Origin of the sequence: Corynebacterium sp. c3Ub_189 (assembly GCF_039907195.1) — a bacterium.
GTDB lineage: Bacteria > Actinomycetota > Actinomycetes > Mycobacteriales > Mycobacteriaceae > Corynebacterium.
Genome location: NZ_JASBOF010000003.1, coordinates 79292 through 101760, shown reverse-complemented (window position 1 = coordinate 101760; position 22469 = coordinate 79292). Strand labels below are relative to the sequence as shown.

Sequence of the window (22469 nt, the reverse complement as noted above, 5' to 3'; positions counted from 1 at the left end):
ATGACGCTTTCAACTGCCATCAAGGCCCTTGCCGCCGCCGAGCACCTCGCGGTGGTGTCGGATTTCGACGGCACGCTCTCCCCCTTCGCCACGGCTATCTATGAGGTCGAGATGAACCAGGAGTCACTGCGCGCCCTGGATAAACTGGCCCACCTGCCGCACACCACCGCGGCCGTGCTCTCCGGCCGCCACCTCGAAGGTCTCAAGCGCGTGTGCCCGCTGCGCGAGCCCGTGCTCTTCGGCGGCTCCCATGGCGCCGAATCCTCGTGGGAGGACACGGAACTGACCCCCGCGATGCGCGAGCACCTCGCCACCAAGGAAGCTGAGATCCGCGCGATCATGGAGCGCTTCCCCGGCGCGGAAATCGAGGTCAAGCCCTTCCAGCGCGTGTTGCACCTGCGCGCGCTCGAGGATTCCGACCCAGAAGCTGCCGCCCAAGCCTATGAAGCCGCCCTCGCACTCGATCCGGGCGACTTCCCGCGCACGGTCGGCAAGTCCGTGGTGGAGTTCTCCGCCACCCAGGCCACCAAGGGCACGTGGATTGAGAACTTGCGCGAGCGCACCGGAGCCACCGCCGTGGTCTTCTTGGGCGATGACGTCACCGATGAGGACGGTTTCCGCGCCCTGCACCAGCCGCCAGACGTTGGCGTCAAGGTCGGCGAGGGCGAGACCGCGGCCGTAGTGCAGCTTGCCGACGTCGACGCCGTCGCCCACTTCCTCACCGAACTCGCCGCCGCCCGCGCGGCCCATGTCAGCCGCCCCAACAACGGCGGCGCTGCCTAGCGCGGCGGCGCCACCGTCCGCCCGGCAGCGAAGCTGGTCTGCAGCACGCGCCGTAGCACCGCAGTTTCGCCTGCGCCCGATTCCTCTGTGCCCGCGATGAGCTTGGCAAGCATGTGGCCGGCGGCCGCGCCCTTGGCCTTATTGGGTTGGACGATCGTCGTCAAGCCAAGGCGCTGCGCCGCATCAATGCCGTCGAAGCCGGTAACGGATAACTCACCGGGGACGTCGATGCCCCGCTCGCGCGCATAGGTCATCACGCCCAGCGCCATCGAGTCGGTTGTGCACAGGACGGCGGTGAGGTCGGGGTGGGCGTCGAGAAGCAACTGCGCGGCCGCCCGCGTGGTGTGCGCATCGTTGATGTGTTGAGTAACCACGGGCACGGTCTCGGGCGCGATGCCCGCCTGCGCAAAGACGTCCATGGCACCCATGACCCGGGCGCGCTGCACGTGCATATCGGCGCCCTGCAGCTCACCCCACGAAATGGGGCCATCGTGGCGCTCGCGCTTGAGGCGAATCGCCAGCACGCCGATCTTGCGGTGGCCGGCCTCCACCAGCGCGCGGGCAGCCGGGGCAATCGCCGCGCGATCATCGATGCCCACGAACGGCAGGCCCGAATCCGTCGGCTGATCGCAGACCACCACCGGCAGCCCGCGGCCGCGCGCCGCCTCCAAGTAGGCATCCCCGGCCGCCACGGAGTAGACCACAAAGCCATCCACCGCGGCCGCGCCCACCAAGCTGGCGGCCTCCGCCTCGCCCTCCGGGCCGGCCGGGATGAGGGTGAGCGTAGTCTGCGCGCCGGCCGAGGCTTCTGCCATGCCAGCCAGGAAATCCACCGAGGCCATGTCCTCAAAGGCATAGGACAGGTGCTCGGTCAGCAGCACGCCCACCGAGCCCGCGCGGCGAGTACGCAAGCTGCGGGCTGTAGGGTCCGGACCGGGATACCCCCGCGCCTTCGCCGCCGCCAGGATGCGCTCGCGCGTTGCGGCCGAAAGCTGGTCCGGCCGACTATAAGCATTGGATACCGTCGTGCGCGAAACACCCAGTTCGGCGGCCAGCGAGGCTAGTGTCTTGCGGGTGGGGCTGCGTTTCACCATGGCCGCAAGCATACCCCGCGGCCGTGTTTTCAATACATATTCAATTGACAATGGTTCCCATCAAACGCACACTGGAAACTATGCATACCTCACTTCGCGCATCCGCAGCCCTCCTCGCGGCCGGCGGCCTCCTGCTGACCGCCACCGCCTGCTCCTCCGACACCGAGGACTCGGCCGCCGAGCCGGGCGCCCAGAAGAAGATCTCCATCGTTGCGTCCACCTCCATCTGGGCCGACGTCGCCCAAGCCGTGGCCGATACCGCCTCCGGCGTGGACATCGAGGTCAAGCCCATCGTCGAGGGCAACGGCGTCGACCCGCACCACTTCGAGCCTTCCGCGGCCGATATCGCCAAGGCCGAGGACGCGGACCTGCTCGTGGTCAACGGTGGCGGCTACGATTCCTGGATTTACCAGGCCGTCTCCGACCAGGACAACATCATCTCCGCCCTGCCGCTTACCGATCACGGCAAGCTGGCCGATGACCCCAATGTCATGACCATCGACGCCGCCAAGGCCACCGCCAAGAAGGACCCGGAGAAGGTCACCAACATCGAGGGCAACGAGCACATTTGGTACGACCCGGCCGCGCTCGACGAGGTCGCAGGAAATATCGCTGACCAGATCAACGAACTCAATACCGATGCCAATGCCAGCACCGAGCGCGTGGACTCCCACGTCGACCGCCTGCGCGACAAGCTCAAGGAACTGCCGGGCGACCTCTCCTACGCGCAGACCGAGCCGATTGCGGACTACATCATGAAGTACACCTCCGGCAAGGATGTCACCCCAGAGGGCTACCGCAAGGCCACCATTTCTGAGGGCGAGCCCACCGCGGCCGACCTCGCTGCCTTCACCAAGGCGATCAAGGAGGACAAGGTAGACCTGCTTATCTTTAACCCACAGACCGAAACCGATACCGCCGGCCGCATCAAGTCCGCCGCGGAGGATGCGGACGTCTCTATCGTCGAAATCGGCGAGACCCCACCGGATGGCAAAGAATTCTGGACCTACTATGACGAGGTCACCGATTCCCTGGGGAAGCTCTAGTGCTCATCCAGTTTCATGACGCAGCGGTTGCCCCGCTGTGGTCCAGCCTTAACCTCGCCGTTGACCGCGGCGAGTTTATCGCCGTTTTGGGCCCCAATGGCGTGGGCAAATCCACCCTGCTCGGCACCATCTTGGGAACCCGCAAGCTCACGGCCGGCAGCGTCGACGTTAACTGCCGCGTCGGCTTCATCCCGCAGCAACGCATGTTCCCGGCCGACCTGCCCCTGCGCGCCCGCGACTTAGTCTCGCTCTCCCTGGCACACGGCGCTTTCCGACGCCGCCGCCCACCCCGCCATCGCGTCGACGAGCTCCTCGCCGAGGTCGGTGCCACCGGCCTGCGCGACCGCCGCGTCGGCCAGCTTTCCGGCGGCCAGCAGCAGCTCATCCGCCAAGCCCAAGCGCTGGCCAATGACCCCGAGCTCATCCTCGCCGATGAGCCGCTGCTTTCGCTCGACCCGGCGCGCCAGCAGGCCACCGTGGACAAGCTGGATGCGCTGCGCCGCGAGCGCGGTACCTCCATCATGTTCGTCACCCACGGAATCAATCCGGTGCTCGGCGTGACCGATAAGGTGCTCTACCTCGCCCCTGGCGGCCATACCTTCGGCACCGTGGATGAGGTCATGCGCTCCGATGTCCTTTCCGAGCTCTACGGTTCCAAGGTCAACGTCTTAAACGTCGATGGGAGGCTTATCGTTGTCTAGCTTTGTAGAAGACACCCAGTACCTGCTCAGCGTGGACTTTGTGCAGTCCTCGCTCATCGCCTCCGCGCTGCTGGGCATCCTGTCCGGCGTGATGACCTCGCTCATCGTGCTGCGCCAGATGTCCTTTTCCGTCCACGCCACCTCCGAGCTTGCGCTCATGGGTGCCTCGGCTGCGCTGCTCTTCGGCCTCAACCTGGGCTTCGGCGCGGTGGCCGGCGCCATCGTCGCCGCCATCATCCTCGCCGTGCTGGGCTTTAAGGGCCAACAAGATAGCGCCATCGGCGTGGTCATGAGCTTTGGCCTCGGCCTCTCGGTGCTGTTTTTACACCTCTACCCCGGCAATGCAAATACCGCGATGACGTTGCTGACCGGCCAGATCGTCGGTGTGTCTTCGGCCTCGGTATGGCTTTTGGCCGCGACCACCGTGATCATCCTCGCCGCCGTGGCCATCCTATGGCGGCCCATGCTCTTCGCCTCGGCCGACCCGGTCATGGCCCAGGCGGCCGGCGTACCCACCCGCTTCATTTCCGTCGCCTTCGCCGTACTCGTAGGCTTGGCGGCCGCGCAGTCGGTGCAAATCGTCGGCTCGCTGCTCGTCATGGCGCTGCTCATCACCCCCGGCGCGGCGGCCGTGCAGATTACCTCCTCGCCTCTGCGCGCGGTCATGTGGGCCACCATTTTCGCCGAGGTCTCGGCCGTGGGCGGCTTTGTCTTGTCGCTCGCGCCCGGCCTTCCGGTCTCGGTTTTTGTTACCACCATTTCTTTTGTCATTTACTTGGTGTGCCGCCTCATTGGCTGGCAGCGCAATAAAAAGGCGGTGCGTGACGAGGTCGCCGCGCAGCGCTTCCACGCCGACTGCCACAGCACCGCCGAAGAGCACCACGCCGACTAGACTGGGCGGCTATGCACGTACACCGCCGCACCGCGGATGTGGATGGCCGCACCCGCCGTTTCCTCGTCATCGCGCCGGATAACCCCGGCCCGCGCCCGGACCTCTTGCTCTTCTTCCACGGCTCGCTGCAGTCCGGCAGCGTGATGCGCCGCTTTACCAACGGCACCTTCGACGAGCTTGCCGACGCCACCAATACCGTCCTCGTCTACCCCGACGGCGTCGACCGCCATTTCAACGATTGCCGCAGCATCCTGCCCGTCACCGCCCGCGCGGAGAGCGTGGACGACGTTGCCTTTACTGCCTTCCTCGTCGAAGAGATGCGGCGCGAATTCGGCACCGACCGCACCTTTGCCTGCGGCTACTCCAACGGCGGGCAGATGGTGCTCCGCCTGCTTTTCGACGCCCCCTTTAGCCTCACCCGCGCCTGCATTTTCGCTTCCACCCTGGGCGAGGGCGACAACCACGCGCCCAGCAACCCGGCCGGTTACAGGCCCACGCCACTGCTATTTTTCCACGGCACCGCCGATCCATACGCACCGTATGAGGGCGGGGTCGCCGGGCTGGATGCCGAGCGCACCCGCGGCCATGTGCTTTCCGCGCCGGCCACCGCCGAGCACTTCGCGCTGGCCAATGGCTGCCAGCCGCCCCGCGACTACCACCCCACCACGGATGTCACCGCCACCGCATACGACGGCGATTTCCCCGTCGAGCTGTGGACCATGAAAGGCCTCGGCCACGTGATTCCCTCTAGCATGAAAACCGACCCACGCATAGGCCCAAATACGGATTCCTTCCGCGCTGTGGATAAGGTCCGCGAGTTCTTCGGCCTCGACGACGCCCAGGCTTAGTTATCCACAGCTGCGTGCCACGCACCACGCGCCGGCGTGCACCCGCACTTAACGTGTGGAGCCGTGAACGCGCTACAGAAATTCTTGGCAGGCCTGGCCGCCGGCATGGACATCATCGCCGACTGCCATGGCCTTACTAAGTGCGCGCTTATCGACGCCGGCTGCCCCGACACCACCGCCGCCCGCCTTCTCACCCTCGCCGATACCTATTTCGGCCCCACCGCGTTTAGCCGGCTCCAGCGCGAATCCATCGCAGCGGCGCGCACCAACGAGCACAGCCTCACCGCGCTGTTGGCCATCGAGCGCCACGCCACCAAGCTGAAGAATAAGCGCCAGGCCTGGGCGCTGCGGCGGGAGCTGTGTGGGATGAAGGGGGATGCGTCGGACGTCGATAAGCAGGGGCGCAAGCGCGTGCGCGAGATTAAAGGCCCGCCGCAGCGCAAGCCCGGTGTCAAGCTCTACCGCCGCGCCGATGGGCCGTGGACCATGACCATTACCGGCAAGTCTGCGGACATCGCGGATATGCACGCCGCGCTCGATAAGGACGCCCCACTCGATTCGGTGCGCAAGATTTTTCAAGGCTCCGCCGCGGCCTCCCCCGCGACCGTGACCACCACTGTGGTGCTGCGCTTGGACGAACTCGACCGCGTCGTCGACACCGCGGGCGATGACATCACCCTGCAGCTCACCAATGGTGCCCGGATGACCGGCGCGGACCTAGTGCGCCGCGCATTTACCGCGCACGGCTATGTGACTCTGATCCACCCCGTTAAAGGCCCGGTAAATCTCTACCGCACCGAGCGGCTCGCCTCCCCCAAGCAGCGGACCATGGCCGCTGCGGAAAACCCCACCTGCCCGTGGCCGCAGTGCAATTACCCCGCCGATGAATGCCAAGTCCACCACCTCACCGCGTGGCGCCACGGCGGTGAAACGAACCCCGAAAATCTCACCATCGCCTGCCCGTATCACAACGGCGTCAACGACGATGACCCCAACGCCCCGCCGCTGCGCGGCCGCCTGGCCAGGGTGAATGGAACCATTAAGTGGCTGCCACCCTGGGCGGAAAGCGGCTAGAAACCTCGCTGGGGGTTACTGGGCCGCGCGGCGTTGGCGTGCGAATTCGGAAAGCACGGAACCGGCCGCGACGGAAGCATTGAGGGACTCGACCCAGTCCGTCATCGGGATGGACATGATGACGTCGCAGTTCTCGCGTACGAGGCGGGAGATACCCTTGCCCTCGGAGCCGATGACGATGACCACGGGATCCGTCGCGCCGTTATAGGTATCCAGCGTGTGTTCGCCGCCGGCGTCCAGGCCGACGACCTGGTAACCGCTCTTTTGGAATTGCTGCACGGTGCGGGTGATATTCGTCGCGCGGGCGACCGGCAGGCGCGCCGCCGTGCCGGCCGAGGTACGCCACGCCACGGCGGTTACGGACGCAGAACGGCGCTCAGGGATGATGACGCCGTCGCCGCCGAAGGCCGCCACGGAGCGGATGACCGCGCCGAGGTTGCGCGGGTCGGTGATGTTATCCAGGATGACGAACATACCTGGGCGTGCGTTCTCGGCCGCACGGGCGATGAGCTCGTCGACGTCGGCGTACTTATACGGCGGGATCTGCAGCCCGATGCCCTGGTGCATGCCGTTACCGGTCATGCGGTCCATCTCGTGACGCTGCACCTCGATGATGGGGATATTGCGGGTATTGCACATGGCCACGGCCTCGGACAGGCGCTTGTCATTGCGGGTACCGGCCACAATGTAGAGCGTGGTGGCCGGCACCTTGGCGTGCAGGCACTCGATGACCGGGTTGCGGCCCACGACCATCTCGGCGGTCTCCTTCTGGTGGCGGCCGGAGTTGCGGCGCTCGCGTTCCAGCTTGGCCTTGTGCTTGGCGTGGTAGATGCGGTCCTCTGCCTTGGGCGTCGGGCCCTTGCCGGCTAGGCCCTTGCGGCGCTGGCCGCCGGAGCCCTTGGTTGCGCCCTTTTTATTGGTCTTGCGGATTCCCGCGCCACCGCGGCCGTGGGTACGTGCCATAATTTATGTCCTTTCGGAGTGCTTAACGCTGCGCCAGCGACCAGGTCGGGCCGTCTGGGGTATCGGTGATGGTGATGCCGGCGGCCGCAAGGCGGTCACGGACGGCGTCGGCAGTAGCGAAGTCCTTGTCCGCGCGCGCCTGGGTGCGCCGCTCCAGCTCAGCTTGTACCAGCGCATCCAGCGCGGCATCCGCCCCGCTAGCTTGCGCTCCATCTTCCCACTCCAGCGGATCAAAGCCAAGTACGTGCGCCATCGCGCGGACCTGGCCAGCCAGCCTGCGCGCCTCGGCCTCATCGCCGGCCGCGAGCGCCTTATTACCAGCGCGAACGGTGGTGTGGATTTCCGCCAGAGCCTTGGGCACCGCGATGTCATCATTCATCGCGTCTTCAAAGCCCTGCGTCCACTCGCCAAGCTCCAGATCGTCGAAGTGGCCGAGGAAGTCCTCGATGCGGCGGTAGCCGGCGGCGGCCTCGGTCAGCGCGGCTTCGGAATACTCCAGCACGGAGCGGTAGTGTGCCGAGCCCAGGTAGTAGCGCAGCTCCACCGGGCGCACCAGCTCCAGCATATTCGGGATAGACAGCACGTTGCCCAACGACTTCGACATCTTCTCACCCGACATCGTCACCCAGTGGTTGTGCATCCAGTAATTAGCGAACTTATCGCCGGCCGCGTGCGACTGCGCGATTTCGTTCTCGTGGTGCGGGAACTGCAGGTCCAGGCCGCCGCAGTGGATATCGAAATTAGAGCCCAGGTAATAGGTGGACATGGCCGAGCACTCCAGGTGCCAGCCAGGGCGGCCGTCGCCCCACGGGGTAGGCCAGCTGGGCTCGCCCGGCTTCGCGGCCTTCCACAGGGCAAAGTCCTGTGCGCCGCGCTTGGCGGAATCCTCGCCTTCGCCCTGCTCCATTTCCTCTACCTTGTTGCCGGACAGCGAACCATAATCGGAGCCTTCGGCCTTGGTCCAGGCGGCGACGTCGAAGTAGACGGAGCCGTCGGCGGGGTAGGCAAAGCCGGCGTCGATAAGCCGCTGCATATAGTCGACCATCTGGGTGACAAAGCCGGTCGCGCGCGGCTCTACCGAAGGCGGGATGACGCCCAGGGTGTTATAGGCCTTAGTGAACTCGCGCTCATACGTCGACACCCACTCCCACCAGGGGCGATTATTCTCGGCCGCCTTGGTGAGGATCTTGTCATCGATATCGGTGACGTTGCGCACCAGGGCTACGTCATAGCCTTGGGCGAGCAGCCAGCGGCGCAGGATGTCGAAGGCGACGCCGGAGCGCAGATGCCCAATGTGCGGCTGCGCCTGCGGGGTGGCGCCGCACAGATAAATCGAGGCGTGGCCGGGGCGAATCGGCTCGAAATCGCGTTGGCTGCGGGTGGCTGTGTCATAAATGCGCAAAGTACTCACGCCACCCAGTCTAATTGACGCGTGCGCGGGGTTAGTGTGGTGGGCTAGGCGCGCCAGACGACGGCCGTGGCAACCGCTGCGCGGCCCTCCTTCCGGCCGGTGAAGCCTAAGTGGTCCGTCGTGGTGGCAGAGACGGACACGGGGGCACCAAGGATTTCGCTCAGTACCGCTTCGGCCTCTTCGCGGCGCGGGCCCATCTTGGGGGTCTGGCCGATGAGCTGGGCCGCGGCGTTGCCGATGATAAAGCCTTCGGATTCGAGGAGTTCGCGGCATTCGCGCAGCAGTTTCGCTCCGGATACGCCGTCGTATTCGGGCCGGCCGACGCCCACGAAGGAGCCGAGGTCGCCGAGGTGGGAGGCGGATAAGAGGGCGTCGACAAGCGCGTGCGCTACCACGTCCCCGTCGGAATGGCCCTCGCAGCCAGCATCGCCCTCGAAGAGCAGGCCGGCGATCCAGCAGTCCTTGCCGGCCTCGATCTGGTGAGCATCGGTGGCGATGCCAACGCGCGGGATAATCGGGTTAGTCATGGGTCTCCTCGGTCAGGGCGTGGGCCAGGGTGAGATCGATAGGCGTGGTGATTTTGAACGCCAGGGTATCGCCCGGCACGGTTGCCACGCGCTCGCCGTGCCATTCCATGAGGCTGGCGTCATCCGTGGCGGTGAATTCGGGCTGCTCAGCCCAATAATCGAGGTTGGCTTGGCGCAGCGCAGAAAGGCGAAATGCCTGCGGGGTTTGCACGGCGCGCAGGCGGGAGCGATCGGGAGTGCTCACCACGGCGTCGGCCGCGACCTCCTTGATGGTATCGGCCACGGGAACAACCGGCACGGCCGCGGGGGCGCCTTCGAGCACACGCTTGGCGACGCCCCGCACCATCGCCGCCGGAGTCAGCGCCCGGGCCGCATCGTGGATGAGCACCACGGCGTCATCGTCGGGAATTGCTTGCAGGCCGGCCCACACGGAATCGGCACGCTCGCTGCCGCCATGCACGAGGCGGATGGGCGCGGCGTTGGTGGTGTCTTGAGCGCCTGCGATGCCGATGCGGCCGATGATGCGGGCGGCCTCAGGCTCCATGTCTGGGCTGACCAGCACAATGACCTCATCGACCACGCCGGAGGCCAGCAGCGCGCGCACGGAGCGCTCCAGGAGGGTGCGCCCGCGCAGCTCGACATAAGCCTTCGGCACCTCAGCACCGAGGCGGGTGCCCCGGCCGGCGGCCGCGATGAGCGCGATGACGCGCGGTTTAGTCTTCGTCGTCGAAGGAGAGGTCATCGAGATCGATGTCGTTGTCGATATCGGTGGTGATGGACTTATCGTCTACCAATCCGGCCGCGCGGTGGCGCTCGATGGTGGCATCGATCTCTTCCATCATGGTGTCGGCCTTCTTCTCATCAACCGGCTTGGCCAGCGCGAGCTCGCCCACCAGGATGGTGCGGGCCTTGCCCAGCATGCGCTTCTCGCCGGCCGAAAGGCCACGGTCCTGGTCGCGACGCCACAGGTCGCGAACGACCTCGGCGACCTTATTGATATCGCCGGAAGCGAGGCGCTCCTGGTTGGCCTTATAACGGCGGGACCAGTTGCCGGCCTCTTCAACGTCCTCGTCACGCAGCACGGAAAAGACCTTTTCCAGGCCTTCCTTGCCCACAACGTCGCGCACGCCGACGTTATCGGCGTTCTTGATGGGCACGCGGACGACTAGGTCGGACTGGTTGATGTGCAGCACCAGGTATTCCAGCGTCTCGCCGCCCATCTCGCGGGTCTCGATATCCTCGATGACGGCCGCACCGTGGTGCGGGTAGACGACGACCTCGCCGACCTTATACTCCATTGCCACTCCTTGTGTTCCCGATTTATCCCGGTTGACTAAGGCCGCTATTTTATCACGCACGGCCGCCCCGCCTGCGGATACCCCCGTATACCCCCACGGTCTACCCGCCCGGTTTGGGACTAACTGTGTACTTTATTGCCAAAGGGACTAGGCTAAAGCGTTGACAAGCCCTGTGATCGCAATTGATGGAGGATGCTCAACGTGCAGTCCCTGAAGTCCGCCGCCCGCCGCGGTGCCATTATTTCCGTAACCGCCGTCTCCGCTCTGGCGCTGGCTTCTTGCTCGGCGGGCCAGGTCGCCCAGACCGCCGAAAAGGTGGCTGCGGTCGATGGCGCTTCTGCAAGCACGGAAGACAACAAGGTTGCGGTTCGCGATGTCACCATCCTGGTAGAACCGGACGGCTCCGCTGCCCTGAAGTTCACCGCCGTAAACCAGGGCTACGACACCGATGTCATCTCCCTGGAGTCCGTCAAGGTCGACGGCCAGCGCGTCGAGATGGACAAGGCTCAGCCACTGCACCGCGACCAGTCCATCATCGCGGATTCCCAGAAGAACCTGGACGCGACCACCCAGCAGGATTCCGAGACTGTCCAGTACATCGCCACCTCCCTGAAGAACGATGACTTCGGCTACGCCGGCAGCCGCCCGGTTACCTTCGAATTCTCCAATGGTTCCATCGACGTGGACGCCACCATTGCCGCCACCCAGATGCAATCCGGCGAGTTCGACCGCGACGTCGAGTCCCCCGAGGGCTACTCCTCCGAGGCTCCAAAGAACTAAGCCGCGCCGCCCCAAAAGCCCCGCCTCCAGCCCGTTTCGGGCCGGGGGCGGTTGCGTGTTTTAGGCTAGAGGCCATGGCCAAGAAATCTCGCCCCATCCATACCTGTTCCGAATGCGGCTATGTCTCGCCGAAGTGGCTCGGGCGCTGCCCAGACTGCGGGTCCTGGGGCACGTTGGAGGAACGGGCGCCGGTGGTGGCAGGGCCGGGGGCTGCGGGGGCGTCGGCAAGCAAGGGCGTAGCGCCGTCGAGCCCGGCGCAGCCGATAACCAAGATTGGGGCGCAGGCGACTAAGACGGTGCGCACCGGCATCGGCGAGCTCGACCGCGTGCTAGGAACCGGCATTGTGCCCGGCTCAGTGGTGCTCATGGCCGGCGAGCCCGGCGTGGGCAAATCCACGCTGCTGCTGGAAGTAGCCTCGCGGTGGGCCCAGCTCGGCCGCACCGTGCTCTATGCGACGGCCGAGGAATCCGCCGGCCAGGTCCGCTCCCGCGCCGAACGCACCGGGGCGCTGCAGGAATCGCTGTACTTGGCGGCCGAGTCCAACCTGGACGCGGTCTTTGGGCACGTGGATAAGCTCAAGCCGAGCCTTATCATCGTCGATTCGGTGCAGACAATGCACGCCGTGGGCGTGGAGGGCGTATCGGGCGGCGTGGCACAATCGCGCGCGGTGACGGCCGCGCTGACCTCACTGGCGAAGTCCACCGGCATTCCGGTGCTCCTGGTGGGCCACGTGACCAAAGACGGCAACGTGGCCGGCCCGCGCGTGTTGGAGCATCTTGTCGACGTCGTCTTAAACTTCGAGGGCGACCGCCAATCCAGCCTGCGTATGCTGCGCGGCATCAAGAATCGCTTTGGCGCCACCGATGAGGTGGGGTGTTTTGAGCAGACGGCCGACGGCATTCGGGAAGTCGCAGACCCTTCCGGGCTGTTTCTCTCGCACCGCGGCACGACGCCGGATGGCTCGGCCGTGACGGTCGCGATGGACGGCGTGCGGCCGATCCTCGCGGAGGTGCAGGCGCTGACGGTGGACCCAGTAGCGAAGAACCCGCGGCGCGTAGTGACCGGGCTAGATTCCAACCGCGTGCCGATGGTGCTTGCGGTTCTACAGGCGCGCGCCGGCCAACGCACCAACGATAAGGATGCTTATGTCGCCACGGTGGGTGGCATGCGGATTACAGAAACCGCCACGGATTTAGCGGTGGCGCTGGCAACGTGGTCCTCGCTGCACGAGCAGCCGCTGCCGGCCAAGACGGTGGTCATCGGCGAGGTGGGCCTGGCCGGCGAGTTGCGGCCGGTGCCCAATGTGGAGCGGCGCTTGATGGAGGCCGCACGGCTGGGCTACAAGCACGCGATTGTCCCGCGCGGAGATATCGAGCCGGTAGAGGGCATGCGCGTGCACCAGGCCGGGACGCTGGGGCAGGCCATCGCCGCAGTGTCGGGATAGCGCCTAGCGCAGCGTGAAGTCCTGCGGCGGGGAGGAGTTATCGCCGATGACGGTGTGGGCGAAGTAGGCCCCAGGTTCGGCCGCGGGGCGATCGGTGCACTCGCCCGGCTTGGAGGCCTGGCGGGACCATTCGGCCTCGAATTTCACGTCCTTGCCGGCCGGGAAGGTTTGCGAGCCGGTCTGCACGGAGGCGTAGCAATCCGTATCGGACCACACGCGCTGGTTATCGGCCATCTTGTAGACCTCGAAGCGCAGCAGGTTCTTGTCCAGGTCGATCTTGCAGTCCGCGGCCGTGGGATTGGTGACCGTCATGAAGAACTTCGGCAGCTCGCCTTCCGGAACGGAGTAGTTCAGCATGGAGGTGCGGACATCGAGGTCCGCGAGGTCGCAGGTCTTCTTTGCTGCTTCGGAGCTTGCAGGCGCCGCGCTCGACGGCTCGCTTTCGGCCGCCTTGCTTTCCGACGCCCCCTCGGCCGAAGCCTCCGCAGCCGTCTCCGAGGCAGCTTCAGAGGTCTCCGGGGCGGCAGAAGACGAGGTCTGCTCCGGCGTGGGCGCAGGGGCGGCGGTATCGGCCGGCTCATCGCTGCTCCCCCCGAAGGCGGCCACGGCCGCCCAGATCAGCACCACGGCCAGCACGAGCACGATGATGAGCGCCGCCACGCGGCGGCGCTTGTAGATCTCTTCAGGTAGGGGCTTTTTCTGCGTCACGCTGTCAATTTTAAGCGGTGGGTGCGGGCCGGTGCGCTAAGCCCGCGCCGCGTGTCAGGTTGGGTTATTCCACCCCGAAGGTCTGCAGGGTTTCCACGCTGGAGTCTTCCAGCAGGTAGCGCGCGCCGATAACGCCCAAAACGCGCTCGTCTAATAGGCGACGCACGTTGGGCACGCTGGCCACCAGCTGGGCGACGGTCTGGCGGGTGTGTTCCCGCTCGACGTCGTCAGTCGTGGCATTCGGTCCCGCCACCAGCGCGGAGGCGGCGACCTTCTCGATAATGGGTCGCTGCAGGCCGGTGGGCAGTTCGCCGCCGGCCACGAAACCGGTAGCCGCGCCGACCGCGCCACAAGATTGATGGCCGAGGACCACCAGCAGGTTGGGCTTGAGGGCGGCGAGGGCGTAGTCGAGGGAGGCCAGGACGGCGTCGTCAAGAATGTGGCCCGCGGTGCGGATGACAAAGGCATCGCCGAAGCCGATGTTGAAAACGTGCTCAATAGGGGCGCGGGAATCGGAACAGGAAATGACCACCACGCGGGGATCCTGGCCGTGAGTTAGGCCCTCGCGGTTATAAATCTCGCGCACGTCGACGGTCTCGCCGTCCAGCACGCGCTGATTTCCCGCCTTAAGGGCCTCCCATACGGCCTGCGGTTCGTGGGCAACATTACGTAAAGGCATAGGCCACATTCTAATGCCCTAGACTATCTCCCACGATGGATTCGCAAGCTCTTCTTTCCTGGTTCGATGCCAATGAACGCGACCTGCCGTGGCGCCGGCCTGGCACGAGCGCGTGGGGCGTGCTGCTCAGCGAGGTCATGAGCCAGCAGACGCCGGTCGCGCGCGTGGCTCCGGTGTGGGAGGAATGGATGCGGCGCTGGCCCACCCCGGCGGACTTTGCCCAGGCCACCCGGGCGGAGGTGCTGCGCGCCTGGGGCAAGCTGGGCTATCCGCGGCGCGCGCTGCGCCTGTGGGAGTGCGCGGCGGCCATTGGCGAGGGCGAGGTACCGGCGGACGTCGATAAGCTGCTGCGCTTGCCGGGCATCGGTGACTACACCGCGCGCGCCGTGGCCTGCTTCCACTATGGGGTCAACGTGCCGGTGGTCGATACCAATGTGCGCCGGGTGTATGCGCGCGCGGAGGAGGGCAGGTTCTTGGCGCCGCAGCCGTCGAAGCGGGAGTTAGCGGCCGTGGCGGAGCTGTTGCCGGCCGAGAATGGGCCGCGTTTTTCGGCCGCGCTCATGGAATTGGGCGCGCTGGTGTGCACAGCGAAGAATCCTTCCTGCGAGCAGTGCCCGCTGCGCGCGAGCTGTGCATGGCAGCTCGCTGGTCGGCCGCAGCCCAGTGCAGAGGAGCAGGCGCGGGCGAAAAAGCGCGTGCAAAAATTCGTCGGCACGGACCGACAGGTGCGCGGCAAGATTTTGGACGTGCTGCGTGCGGCGGAGCGGCCGGTGCCGCAGTCCGAGATTGATGTGGTCTGGCCCGATGCGGCACAGCGCTCCCGGGCGTTGGCTTCGCTGCTTGCCGACGGCCTCGCCGAGCAAAACGACGCCGGCCTGTTCCACCTCCCTATTTAGGGCGTTAATAATGGCCGGCTATAATCGCAGGTCGCGATCCGGGGCGTGTGATCTGGTTAACGCCAGCGGCCGCGGAAATTGAACCCACCCGGCAGGTTTACCCACATGCCGCCGCGGGAATTGAAGGTGACCGGCCCTACCTTGGTAGACATCGACGCGCCGGATCCGGAGACGTTGATCCAGCTATTCTTGCCGGTCTTTTTCCTTGAACGATACTGAAGTCCCATGAGCATTTATTTTAGCAATTTCACTTCCACCGTTCCTACTGCGCAGTAGGTTGTGGGCATGGAAAAGATTTGTATGAGACTCCTCACAGTTTGTTCACTAATCCTCGGCTCCCTCCTGCTGCCGCCGGCCGCAAATGCGGCGGTAACCTCAACTCGGCCTTCGCCGCACGTACTCGATGGCGTCGGCCGCGGCCAGGCGTTCACCTACGACACCACCACGGATGGCGGTCAGCCAGTTCAGGCCTCAGCCACCTTGTACGAGCCGAATGCGCCGTGGCGCGGCAAGGGCGAGCGGCCTACCATCATCTTTGCGCCCGGCACTCGGGGAGCAGGAGACCAGTGTGCACCATCGCGCGCCGGCATGGGACTGGGCTCAGTGGGACTAAGCAAGGTCGGCTCCCCTACCATCAATGCGAACTACGAATACGGCTTCTATATGGGCGCACTCCAGCATGGCGCTCGCGTCATCGTCGCGGACCTTATCGGACTCGGTATGCCAGGGCACCACACCTACGTCAATCACATTGAAGAAGCACACGCCATGCTTGATGCCGCCCGCTCCGGTTTGGAACTGGCGCGCGCTCCGCAGGACTCCCCTATTGGGTTTGCGGGCTACTCGCAGGGCGGCGGCGCTTCGCTGGCCGCTGCGGAATTCGCCGACTCCTATGCACCCGAATTGAACGTGGCCGGAACCTACTCCGGCGCCCCGCCGGCTGACCTGCCCAAGGTCATGAAGGCCATCGACGGCTCTTCCATCGTCCACGTGCTGGGCTACGCCATCAACGGCTTTGCTGAGCGTGACCCCAAATTCCGCGAAGCGGTCCTTGAAGAATTAAATCCCCGCGGCATCGACTTTCTGCACTCCGCGGCCACCAGCTGCGCGGGTGACTCCATCCTCATGTGGGGCTTTACCAACACCCGCCAACTCTCCCGCACCGGGGAATCACTATCCGAGCTCGTAGAACGCAAGCCCATCATCAAGGAAACCTTGCTACGGCAGAATCAGGGCAAGCACCCGCTCAAGGGCCCGGCAATGATCGCCAGCTCGCCGCACGATGACCTCATCCCGCACGAGCAGGTCCGCGCCGTCGCAGGAGCCTATTGCCAGATGGGCGGAACCGTAGAATTCATGGCCGCACCCGGCACCGCGACTATCCCGGGCGCTGGCGCCGACCACGCGCTGCCGCTCTACGTCAATATCCCGGTGGGTTTGAAATACCTCTTTGACCGTTTCAACGGAAAACCGGCACCATCTAATTGTGCTGGCTAAATGGCATCCGACCCCTCGGAACTGCACACAAAAAGCCACCCAATCTCGCAGAAAGCGAAGTGTTGGGTGGCTTTAATCGTTGGACCGAATTACATCGGCTGGCCGGCGCCTGCTGGCGGCGGGTTGTGGCCGTCGTCATCGGAGTCGGAACCAGAGCCGGACTCTAGGTCGGTTCCGGCGGCGGTGGAGCCGCCATCGCCCGGAACGTCCGGAGTGATGGTGTCGGGCTCGCCGGCATCGGTGGAGTCGGCGTCATTCTCGCGCACCTCGGCGTCGTCAAGCTGCGGCTCCTCGGTATCCTCCGGCAGAGGCTTCGGGCGCGGGCTGAAGGTGAACTTCGCACCCGTGTTGTCCTTGGACTCGCCGTCCCAGCCCTCGACGTCGACGGTGATGATTTCGCCGGCGCCGATTTCGCCGAAGAGGATCTTCTCAGAGAGCTGATCCTCGATCTCGCGCTGAATGGTGCGGCGCAGCGGACGAGCACCCAATACTGGGTCGAAGCCGCGCTTAGCCAGCAGGTCCTTGGCCTTCTGCGTGAGCTCAATGCCCATATCGCGCTCATCCAGCTGCTTGGCCACGCGGCCAATGAGCAGCTCGACCATCTCCACAATCTGCTCCTGGGTGAGCTGGTGGAAGACGACGATGTCATCGATACGGTTCAAGAACTCTGGGCGGAAGTGTTTCTTCAGCTCGTCGTTGACCTTCTGCTTCATCCGGTCGTACTGAGCATCCGCATCGTTCTCGGAGGAGCCGGTAAAGCCCAAGCCCACCGGCTTCGAGATGTCCTGGGTGCCCAGGTTCGAGGTGAAGATGAGAACGGTGTTCTTGAAGTCGACGACGCGACCCTGGCCGTCAGTAAGGCGGCCATCTTCCAGCACCTGCAGGAGGGTGTTGTAAATCTCCTTGTGGGCCTTCTCGATCTCATCGAAAAGCACAACGGAGAACGGCTTACGGCGAACCTTCTCGGTCAGCTGGCCACCCTCTTCGTAGCCGACATATCCCGGAGGTGCACCGAAGAGACGGGAGGCGGTGAAGCGATCGTGGAACTCACCCATGTCGATCTGGATGAGGTCATCATCCGAACCGAAGAGGAAGTTAGCCAGGGACTTCGACAGCTCGGTCTTACCCACACCGGACGGGCCGGCGAAGATGAAGGAACCGGACGGACGGCGCGGATCCTTGAGGCCTGCACGGGTGCGGCGGATGGCGCGGGAGACGGACTTGACCGCCTCGTCCTGGCCAATGATGCGCTTGTGCAGCTCCTCTTCCATGTTGAGCAGGCGGTTGGATTCCTTCTCCGTCAGCTTCAGTACAGGGATGCCGGTCCAGTGCGCCAGAACCTCGGCGATCTGGTCCTCGCCCACCTCGGCGATTTCCTCCAGGTCACCGGAGCGCCACTGCTTTTCCTTCTCCGCGCGCTCCTCGCCCAGCTTGCGCTCCTTATCGCGCAGGCCGGCTGCCTTCTCAAAGTCCTGGGCATCGATGGCCGCTTCCTTTTCCTTGCGTACCTCAGCGATACGGTCATCGACCTCGCGCAGGCCCTTCGGCGCGGTCATGCGCTTGATACGCATGCGGGCGCCAGCCTCATCGAGGAGGTCAACGGCCTTATCCGGCAAGAAACGATCATTGATGTAGCGATCTGAGAGGGAAGCTGCAGCATGCAACGCCTCATCGGTGTAGGACACGCGGTGGTGCGCCTCGTACTTATCGCGCAGGCCCTTCAGGATCAAGAAGGTGTCATCCAGGGAAGGCTCATCCACCTTGACCGGCTGGAAGCGGCGCTCCAGCGCGGCATCCTTTTCGATGTGCTTGCGGTATTCCTCAAGGGTCGTAGCACCGATGGTCTGCAGCTCGCCACGAGCCAGCTTCGGCTTGAGCAGCGAGGCAGCATCGATGGCGCCTTCAGCAGCACCAGCACCAACCAGGGTGTGGATCTCATCGATGAACAAGATGATGTCGCCGCGCTGGTTAATCTCCTTGAGCACCTTCTTCAGGCGTTCCTCAAAGTCACCGCGGTAACGGGAGCCGGCAACCAGGGAGCCCAAGTCGAGCGAGTAAAGCTGCTTATCCTTGAGGGTCTCCGGAACCTTGCCGTTGACGATGTCGAGCGCCAGGCCCTCAACGACGGCGGTCTTACCAACACCCGGCTCACCGATAAGGACCGGGTTATTCTTCGTACGGCGAGACAGCACCTGCATGATGCGCTCTACCTCGGACTCACGGCCAACGACCGGATCGAGCTTACCGTCCTTCGCGGCCTGGGTGAGGTTGCGGCCGAACTGGTCGAGCACCAGGGAATTGGAACGCTCGCCGGAACCGCCGGAGCCACCACGGCCGCCCGCGCCGGCACCTGCGCCTGCGCCGACCGGACCGGAGCCCTGGCCGTTGGAGGAACCGCCCTCCTGCTGGCCGCCCTCATAACCGGACAGCAGCTGGATAACCTGCTGGCGCACGCGCGGCAGGTCGGCGCCGAGCTTGGTCAGCACCTGGGCGGCAACGCCGTCGCCCTCGCGAATGAGACCCAATAGCAAGAACTCAGTACCGATGTACTTGTGTCCCATCTGCAGGCCTTCGCGCAGGGAAAGCTCCAAGACCTTCTTGGCGCGTGGGGTAAAGGGGATGTGGCCGGTGTGTGGCTGGCTACCCTGGCCAATGATTTCCTCGACCTCGCGGCGGACATCCTCCAGGGAGATACCCATGGATTCCAGCGCCTTGGCGGCCACGCCTTCGCCCTCATGGATAAGGCCGAGCAGGATGTGCTCGGTGCCGATGTAATTGTGGTTAAGCATGCGTGCCTCTTCCTGCGCCAAAACGATGACGCGGCGAGCACGATCGGTAAACCTCTCGAACATGATTCCCCTATACTTTCGCTTCTAATGTGATACCCACTCTAACGCGGCAGTCCGCCGATAATTTCCGGTTTTGTTCCCAGATGCCCGCAATACCGCCAGAATCCACCATATTCGCAGCTCACACGGGTGTACGCCGGTAGCGAACAGGGGCATGGGCATGTAATCTAGAATCGTTTTTGTTCCCTGCCCCTCCCCACTATTTAAGGACGTCGCGACCGTGCCCCAGCTTCCTGAGTTCTTTGCCACCCAGCACAACCTGCACGAATTGGCCGTGTTGGATGAGGCGCCATCGTCTACCCTCTTTGTGGTCGAAGATGGAAGCACGCACCAGCAGCTGAGCGTGGAAATCTTCGCGCCGGAAATTACCGGAGTGGTGGACAAGTCCACGGCACTGCATGGGTTGCGCCACCCAGCCATCGCGCCGCTGGTGGGCACGGGCACCACCGCGGACGGGCAGGAATTCATCGTGCGCGAAGGGACTTCCGGAACCCAGCTTTCTGAGCTGCCCAATAATCTCAGCCGCGAAGAGGCCGCCGACGTCTTTGGTCCGCTGGCGGGTGCGGTGGACTTCCTAATTTCCCGCGGCCGGGCAGACTTTGCGGTGCATGGGCTAAGAGAGGCCCGGGTGGGCGTCGATAAGCAACGCCAGGTTTCGGTGCTGGCTGCGGCCGGTCCGTCCGGCGAAGAGCACGGCGATGCGGTAGCGGCGTTTGAAGAGCTTGTGGCCCGCAAGTGCCCGGAGTATAAGCCCACTGGCACGGCAGAGAGCGCCAAGGATGTGGTGGAGCACCTGCGCCCGCAGCGCGATTTCGATACCGCGCAGATTCCGCGCGTGCAGGAGCCTGAGCCGCGCCCGCAGCAGCAGTTTGCCCCGCCGCAACAGCCGCAACCGATGGGCCAGCCCATGGCGCAGCCGCAGCAACCGCTGGCACCCGCCCCGAAAAAGAAGGGCAAGGGCGGGCTCATTGCGCTCATCACGGTGCTGGCGGTGGCCGCGATTGCTGCTGCGGCCGCGCTGTGGTTCTTCCTGTCCTACCCCAGCTGGAATGATAAGGAGCAGAACCTCGCGGATGCGTATCCGGACTTGGTGGGCTCCCGCAGCGGCCAGGACGGCTTCGATGGGGCTAAGTGCTCCTCGCGCGAGCCGGAGCCTGGCCAGGAGGCCAAGATTTCCTGCGTGGGCGATGGGTTCAACTACATCGTGACCTACTACCCCAGCGTGGAGGAGCGCGATGCCATGCTTCCCGACGCCGAACCGGTCGAGCTTTCCAATGACCAATGCACCATCCAAAGCTTTGAGACCACCGCGGATGTTCCGACCTACGTAATGGCCGTGGAAGGCACCCAGTCCGCATTCCTGGTGTGGGGCGATAAGGCTGAAGAGGAGCGGCTGAACCTGCCGCTGTGCGCCTCTTAGCTCGCGCCCTAAAGTTTAAGGCCCGCTGGTGCGGGCCTTTATTTTGTCCTCGTGCCTATTCCCCGGAGGGTACGCGCTTGAGGAACGGGGCCAGCACAACGACCACCAGCGAAAGCACGCCGGCAAAAAGGAAGGCCCAGTGCGCGCCGTGAGCCGTGGCGGCGGCCTCGTTCATACCTTGGGCCGCACCGGACTTGGTGCCACGGGTCAGGAAGGTCATCAGGAAGGCAGTGCCAGCCGCGCCCGCCAGCTGCTGCAGGGTATTGAGGATGGCGGAGCCGTGCGAGTAGAGCTCGTCTGGCAGGGAGGCCAGGGACGTCGTCATCAGCGGCGTCATCATAAGCGCAATGCCCAGGGCAAAAAGGATATGCATGCCAATGACCATCCATACCGCACTGTCCTCGTTGAGCAGGGTCATCAGCCACGTGCCCGCGGCTAGGAGCAGGGCGCCGGGGATCATGAGTGGGCGGGGCCCGTGGATGTCATAGAGGCGGCCGACCATCGGCGAGATGCCGCCTTGGAGCAAGCCGCCAGGCATGACGACGAGCCCGGTGACCAGCGAGCTTACCGCCAGGGAGGTCTGCAGGTAGATGGGCAGGATATTGACCACGCCGAGCAATAGCCCAAACATGAGCAGCATGCCTAGTACCGCCACGGTGAAGTTGGGAACCTTAAACGGGCGCATGTCCAAAAGAGCGCGATTGTCCTTGGCCAGGCGCAGCTGGCGGCGGGTGAAAAGCGCCAGGGCCACGAGGCCGACGATGAGAACGACGATGTCTACGAGGCCATCGCCCTCCAGCATGTTTTCCAGGGACGATACGGCGTAGACCAATCCGCCAAAGGCGATGACGGACAGGACGACAGACGGGAAGTCCAGCGGGGTATCGCGCTTATCTCCCACGTTGACCAGTCGGAAATAGCCGGCGGCGCAGATGAGGCCAAGCAGCGGCACCATGGTCCAGAAGATGACGTGCCAGCTAGACATGCCCAACACGAAGCCACCTACCGTGGGTCCGAGTGCTGGGGCCACGGAAATGACCACGGAGATAATGCCCATGACACTGCCGCGGCGCTGCGGCGGGACGAGGGTCATCGCCACCGTCATCAGGGTGGGGATCATCAAGGCGGTGCCGGCCGCCTGGAATACGCGGCCCACCAGCAGCACGCCGAAGGCCGGGGCGAGCGCCGCCAACACCGTACCGGCAAGAAAAACGCCCGACGAGGCCAAGAAGATCTGCCGGGTGGTGAACTTATCCATCAGAAAGCCGGTGGTTGGGATAACCACGCCCATGGTGAGGAGGAAACCGGTAAGCAGCCACTGGGCGGAGGTCGCGGGGATGCCAAAGTCCGCCATGATGGTGGGCAGCGCCACCGACAGGGCGGTCTCGTTCAGGATCATCACCATCGCGCCGAGGACGAGGATGGTGAGGTTGATTTTTACCTCTGCGGAAATGTGGGGATCTGGTTTCTGAGACACCCAGACAGGATACTGAGGCCGCGGGTGCGGGGAAAGTCGAGGAGTATAATTTTAGTGTCTTCATCCGCGCGGTGAGACCGC

General features: G+C 64.6%; 22 protein-coding genes. 11 read left to right on the top strand and 11 right to left on the bottom strand.

Translation table 11 applies throughout. The features are described from left to right. Window positions 1-783 carry a trehalose-phosphatase gene (gene otsB, locus QKD99_RS02595; protein WP_347950637.1) on the top strand — a complete coding sequence of 261 codons (783 nt, stop codon included), beginning with the start codon at window positions 1-3 and terminating at the stop codon, window positions 781-783. Here otsB and QKD99_RS02590 read toward each other — a convergent pair. Next, entirely contained in the window at window positions 780-1877 is a 1098-nt protein-coding gene (locus tag QKD99_RS02590) for a LacI family DNA-binding transcriptional regulator (protein ID WP_239278214.1), read from the bottom strand. The genes otsB and QKD99_RS02590 overlap by 4 nt on opposite strands. Before the next feature lie 80 nt (window positions 1878-1957). Here QKD99_RS02590 and QKD99_RS02585 point away from each other — a divergent pair, with 80 nt between their 5' ends. From QKD99_RS02585 to QKD99_RS02565, 5 genes are all read left to right on the top strand, one after another. After that, on the top strand, window positions 1958-2923 hold the full coding sequence (locus QKD99_RS02585) for a zinc ABC transporter substrate-binding protein (protein ID WP_225746432.1): 966 nt from the start codon (window positions 1958-1960) through the stop codon (window positions 2921-2923). Further along, the gene (locus tag QKD99_RS02580; RefSeq protein WP_284868271.1) at window positions 2923-3624 is read left to right on the top strand and encodes a metal ABC transporter ATP-binding protein; all 702 of its coding nucleotides are present in this window, start codon (window positions 2923-2925) and stop codon (window positions 3622-3624) included. Before QKD99_RS02585 ends, QKD99_RS02580 begins: the two co-directional genes overlap by 1 nt. After that, window positions 3602-4516, top strand: a complete 915-nt coding sequence (locus QKD99_RS02575) for a metal ABC transporter permease (protein WP_284844430.1) — start codon at window positions 3602-3604, stop codon at window positions 4514-4516. The genes QKD99_RS02580 and QKD99_RS02575 overlap by 23 nt, the downstream gene beginning before the upstream one ends. An 11-nt stretch (window positions 4517-4527) precedes the next feature. Then, window positions 4528-5364, top strand: a complete 837-nt coding sequence (locus QKD99_RS02570) for a hypothetical protein (protein WP_347950636.1) — start codon at window positions 4528-4530, stop codon at window positions 5362-5364. Window positions 5365-5427: 63 nt separating this feature from the next. Continuing rightward, window positions 5428-6438: an HNH endonuclease signature motif containing protein gene (locus QKD99_RS02565; protein WP_347950635.1), complete on the top strand. Its 1011-nt coding sequence runs from the start codon at window positions 5428-5430 to the stop codon at window positions 6436-6438. 15 nt (window positions 6439-6453) lie between these two features. Here QKD99_RS02565 and rlmB read toward each other — a convergent pair whose 3' ends face one another. The 5 genes from rlmB to QKD99_RS02540 are packed head-to-tail and all read right to left on the bottom strand — an operon-like array spanning window position 6454 to window position 10637. Next, window positions 6454-7401: a 23S rRNA (guanosine(2251)-2'-O)-methyltransferase RlmB gene (gene rlmB / locus QKD99_RS02560; RefSeq protein WP_049377351.1), complete on the bottom strand. Its 948-nt coding sequence runs from the start codon at window positions 7399-7401 to the stop codon at window positions 6454-6456. Between the two features lie 22 nt (window positions 7402-7423). After that, window positions 7424-8812 (bottom strand): cysteine--tRNA ligase, encoded by a 1389-nt coding sequence (gene cysS, locus QKD99_RS02555; RefSeq protein WP_284814418.1) that lies wholly within the window; start codon window positions 8810-8812, stop codon window positions 7424-7426. Between the two features lie 44 nt (window positions 8813-8856). Beyond that, the gene (ispF, locus tag QKD99_RS02550) at window positions 8857-9339 is read right to left on the bottom strand and encodes a 2-C-methyl-D-erythritol 2,4-cyclodiphosphate synthase (protein WP_284787337.1); all 483 of its coding nucleotides are present in this window, start codon (window positions 9337-9339) and stop codon (window positions 8857-8859) included. Beyond that, on the bottom strand, window positions 9332-10081 hold the full coding sequence (gene ispD / locus QKD99_RS02545; protein WP_347950634.1) for a 2-C-methyl-D-erythritol 4-phosphate cytidylyltransferase: 750 nt from the start codon (window positions 10079-10081) through the stop codon (window positions 9332-9334). The genes ispF and ispD overlap by 8 nt, the downstream gene beginning before the upstream one ends. Beyond that, window positions 10053-10637: a CarD family transcriptional regulator gene (locus QKD99_RS02540; RefSeq protein WP_005325718.1), complete on the bottom strand. Its 585-nt coding sequence runs from the start codon at window positions 10635-10637 to the stop codon at window positions 10053-10055. The genes ispD and QKD99_RS02540 overlap by 29 nt, the downstream gene beginning before the upstream one ends. 192 nt (window positions 10638-10829) lie before the next feature. Between QKD99_RS02540 and QKD99_RS02535 the strand changes: the two genes are divergently transcribed. Further along, a complete protein-coding gene (locus tag QKD99_RS02535) occupies window positions 10830-11417 on the top strand; it encodes a hypothetical protein (RefSeq protein WP_347950633.1) in 588 nt (195 codons plus the stop codon). Window positions 11418-11491: 74 nt separating this feature from the next. Continuing rightward, on the top strand, window positions 11492-12862 hold the full coding sequence (radA, locus tag QKD99_RS02530; protein WP_347950632.1) for a DNA repair protein RadA: 1371 nt from the start codon (window positions 11492-11494) through the stop codon (window positions 12860-12862). 3 nt (window positions 12863-12865) lie between these two features. On the opposite strand, the gene QKD99_RS02525 is transcribed toward radA, so the two are convergent. After that, a complete protein-coding gene (locus QKD99_RS02525; protein WP_239278224.1) occupies window positions 12866-13570 on the bottom strand; it encodes a hypothetical protein in 705 nt (234 codons plus the stop codon). Between the two features lie 64 nt (window positions 13571-13634). Beyond that, window positions 13635-14249 (bottom strand): carbonic anhydrase, encoded by a 615-nt coding sequence (locus tag QKD99_RS02520; protein WP_347950631.1) that lies wholly within the window; start codon window positions 14247-14249, stop codon window positions 13635-13637. Window positions 14250-14284: 35 nt separating this feature from the next. Here QKD99_RS02520 and QKD99_RS02515 point away from each other — a divergent pair, with 35 nt between their 5' ends. Further along, a complete protein-coding gene (locus tag QKD99_RS02515) occupies window positions 14285-15145 on the top strand; it encodes an A/G-specific adenine glycosylase (protein ID WP_347950630.1) in 861 nt (286 codons plus the stop codon). A 56-nt stretch (window positions 15146-15201) separates the two neighbouring features. Here the strand turns inward: QKD99_RS02515 and QKD99_RS02510 are convergent, their stop codons facing one another. Then, window positions 15202-15372 carry a DUF4236 domain-containing protein gene (locus tag QKD99_RS02510; RefSeq protein ID WP_080970400.1) on the bottom strand — a complete coding sequence of 57 codons (171 nt, stop codon included), beginning with the start codon at window positions 15370-15372 and terminating at the stop codon, window positions 15202-15204. Window positions 15373-15445: 73 nt separating this feature from the next. Between QKD99_RS02510 and QKD99_RS02505 the strand changes: the two genes are divergently transcribed. Then, complete coding sequence (locus QKD99_RS02505; protein ID WP_347950629.1) at window positions 15446-16642, top strand: lipase family protein; 1197 nt, start codon at window positions 15446-15448, stop codon at window positions 16640-16642. 89 nt (window positions 16643-16731) lie between these two features. Here the strand turns inward: QKD99_RS02505 and QKD99_RS02500 are convergent, their stop codons facing one another. Further along, window positions 16732-19494, bottom strand: coding sequence for an ATP-dependent Clp protease ATP-binding subunit (locus tag QKD99_RS02500; RefSeq protein ID WP_239278229.1), 2763 nt, complete (start codon window positions 19492-19494; stop codon window positions 16732-16734). Window positions 19495-19711: 217 nt separating this feature from the next. Here QKD99_RS02500 and QKD99_RS02495 point away from each other — a divergent pair, with 217 nt between their 5' ends. Beyond that, entirely contained in the window at window positions 19712-20911 is a 1200-nt protein-coding gene (locus QKD99_RS02495) for a serine/threonine protein kinase (RefSeq protein WP_347950628.1), read from the top strand. Between the two features lie 55 nt (window positions 20912-20966). On the opposite strand, the gene QKD99_RS02490 is transcribed toward QKD99_RS02495, so the two are convergent. After that, window positions 20967-22388: an MDR family MFS transporter gene (locus tag QKD99_RS02490; RefSeq protein ID WP_347950627.1), complete on the bottom strand. Its 1422-nt coding sequence runs from the start codon at window positions 22386-22388 to the stop codon at window positions 20967-20969. Between the last annotated feature and the right edge of the window lie 81 nt (window positions 22389-22469).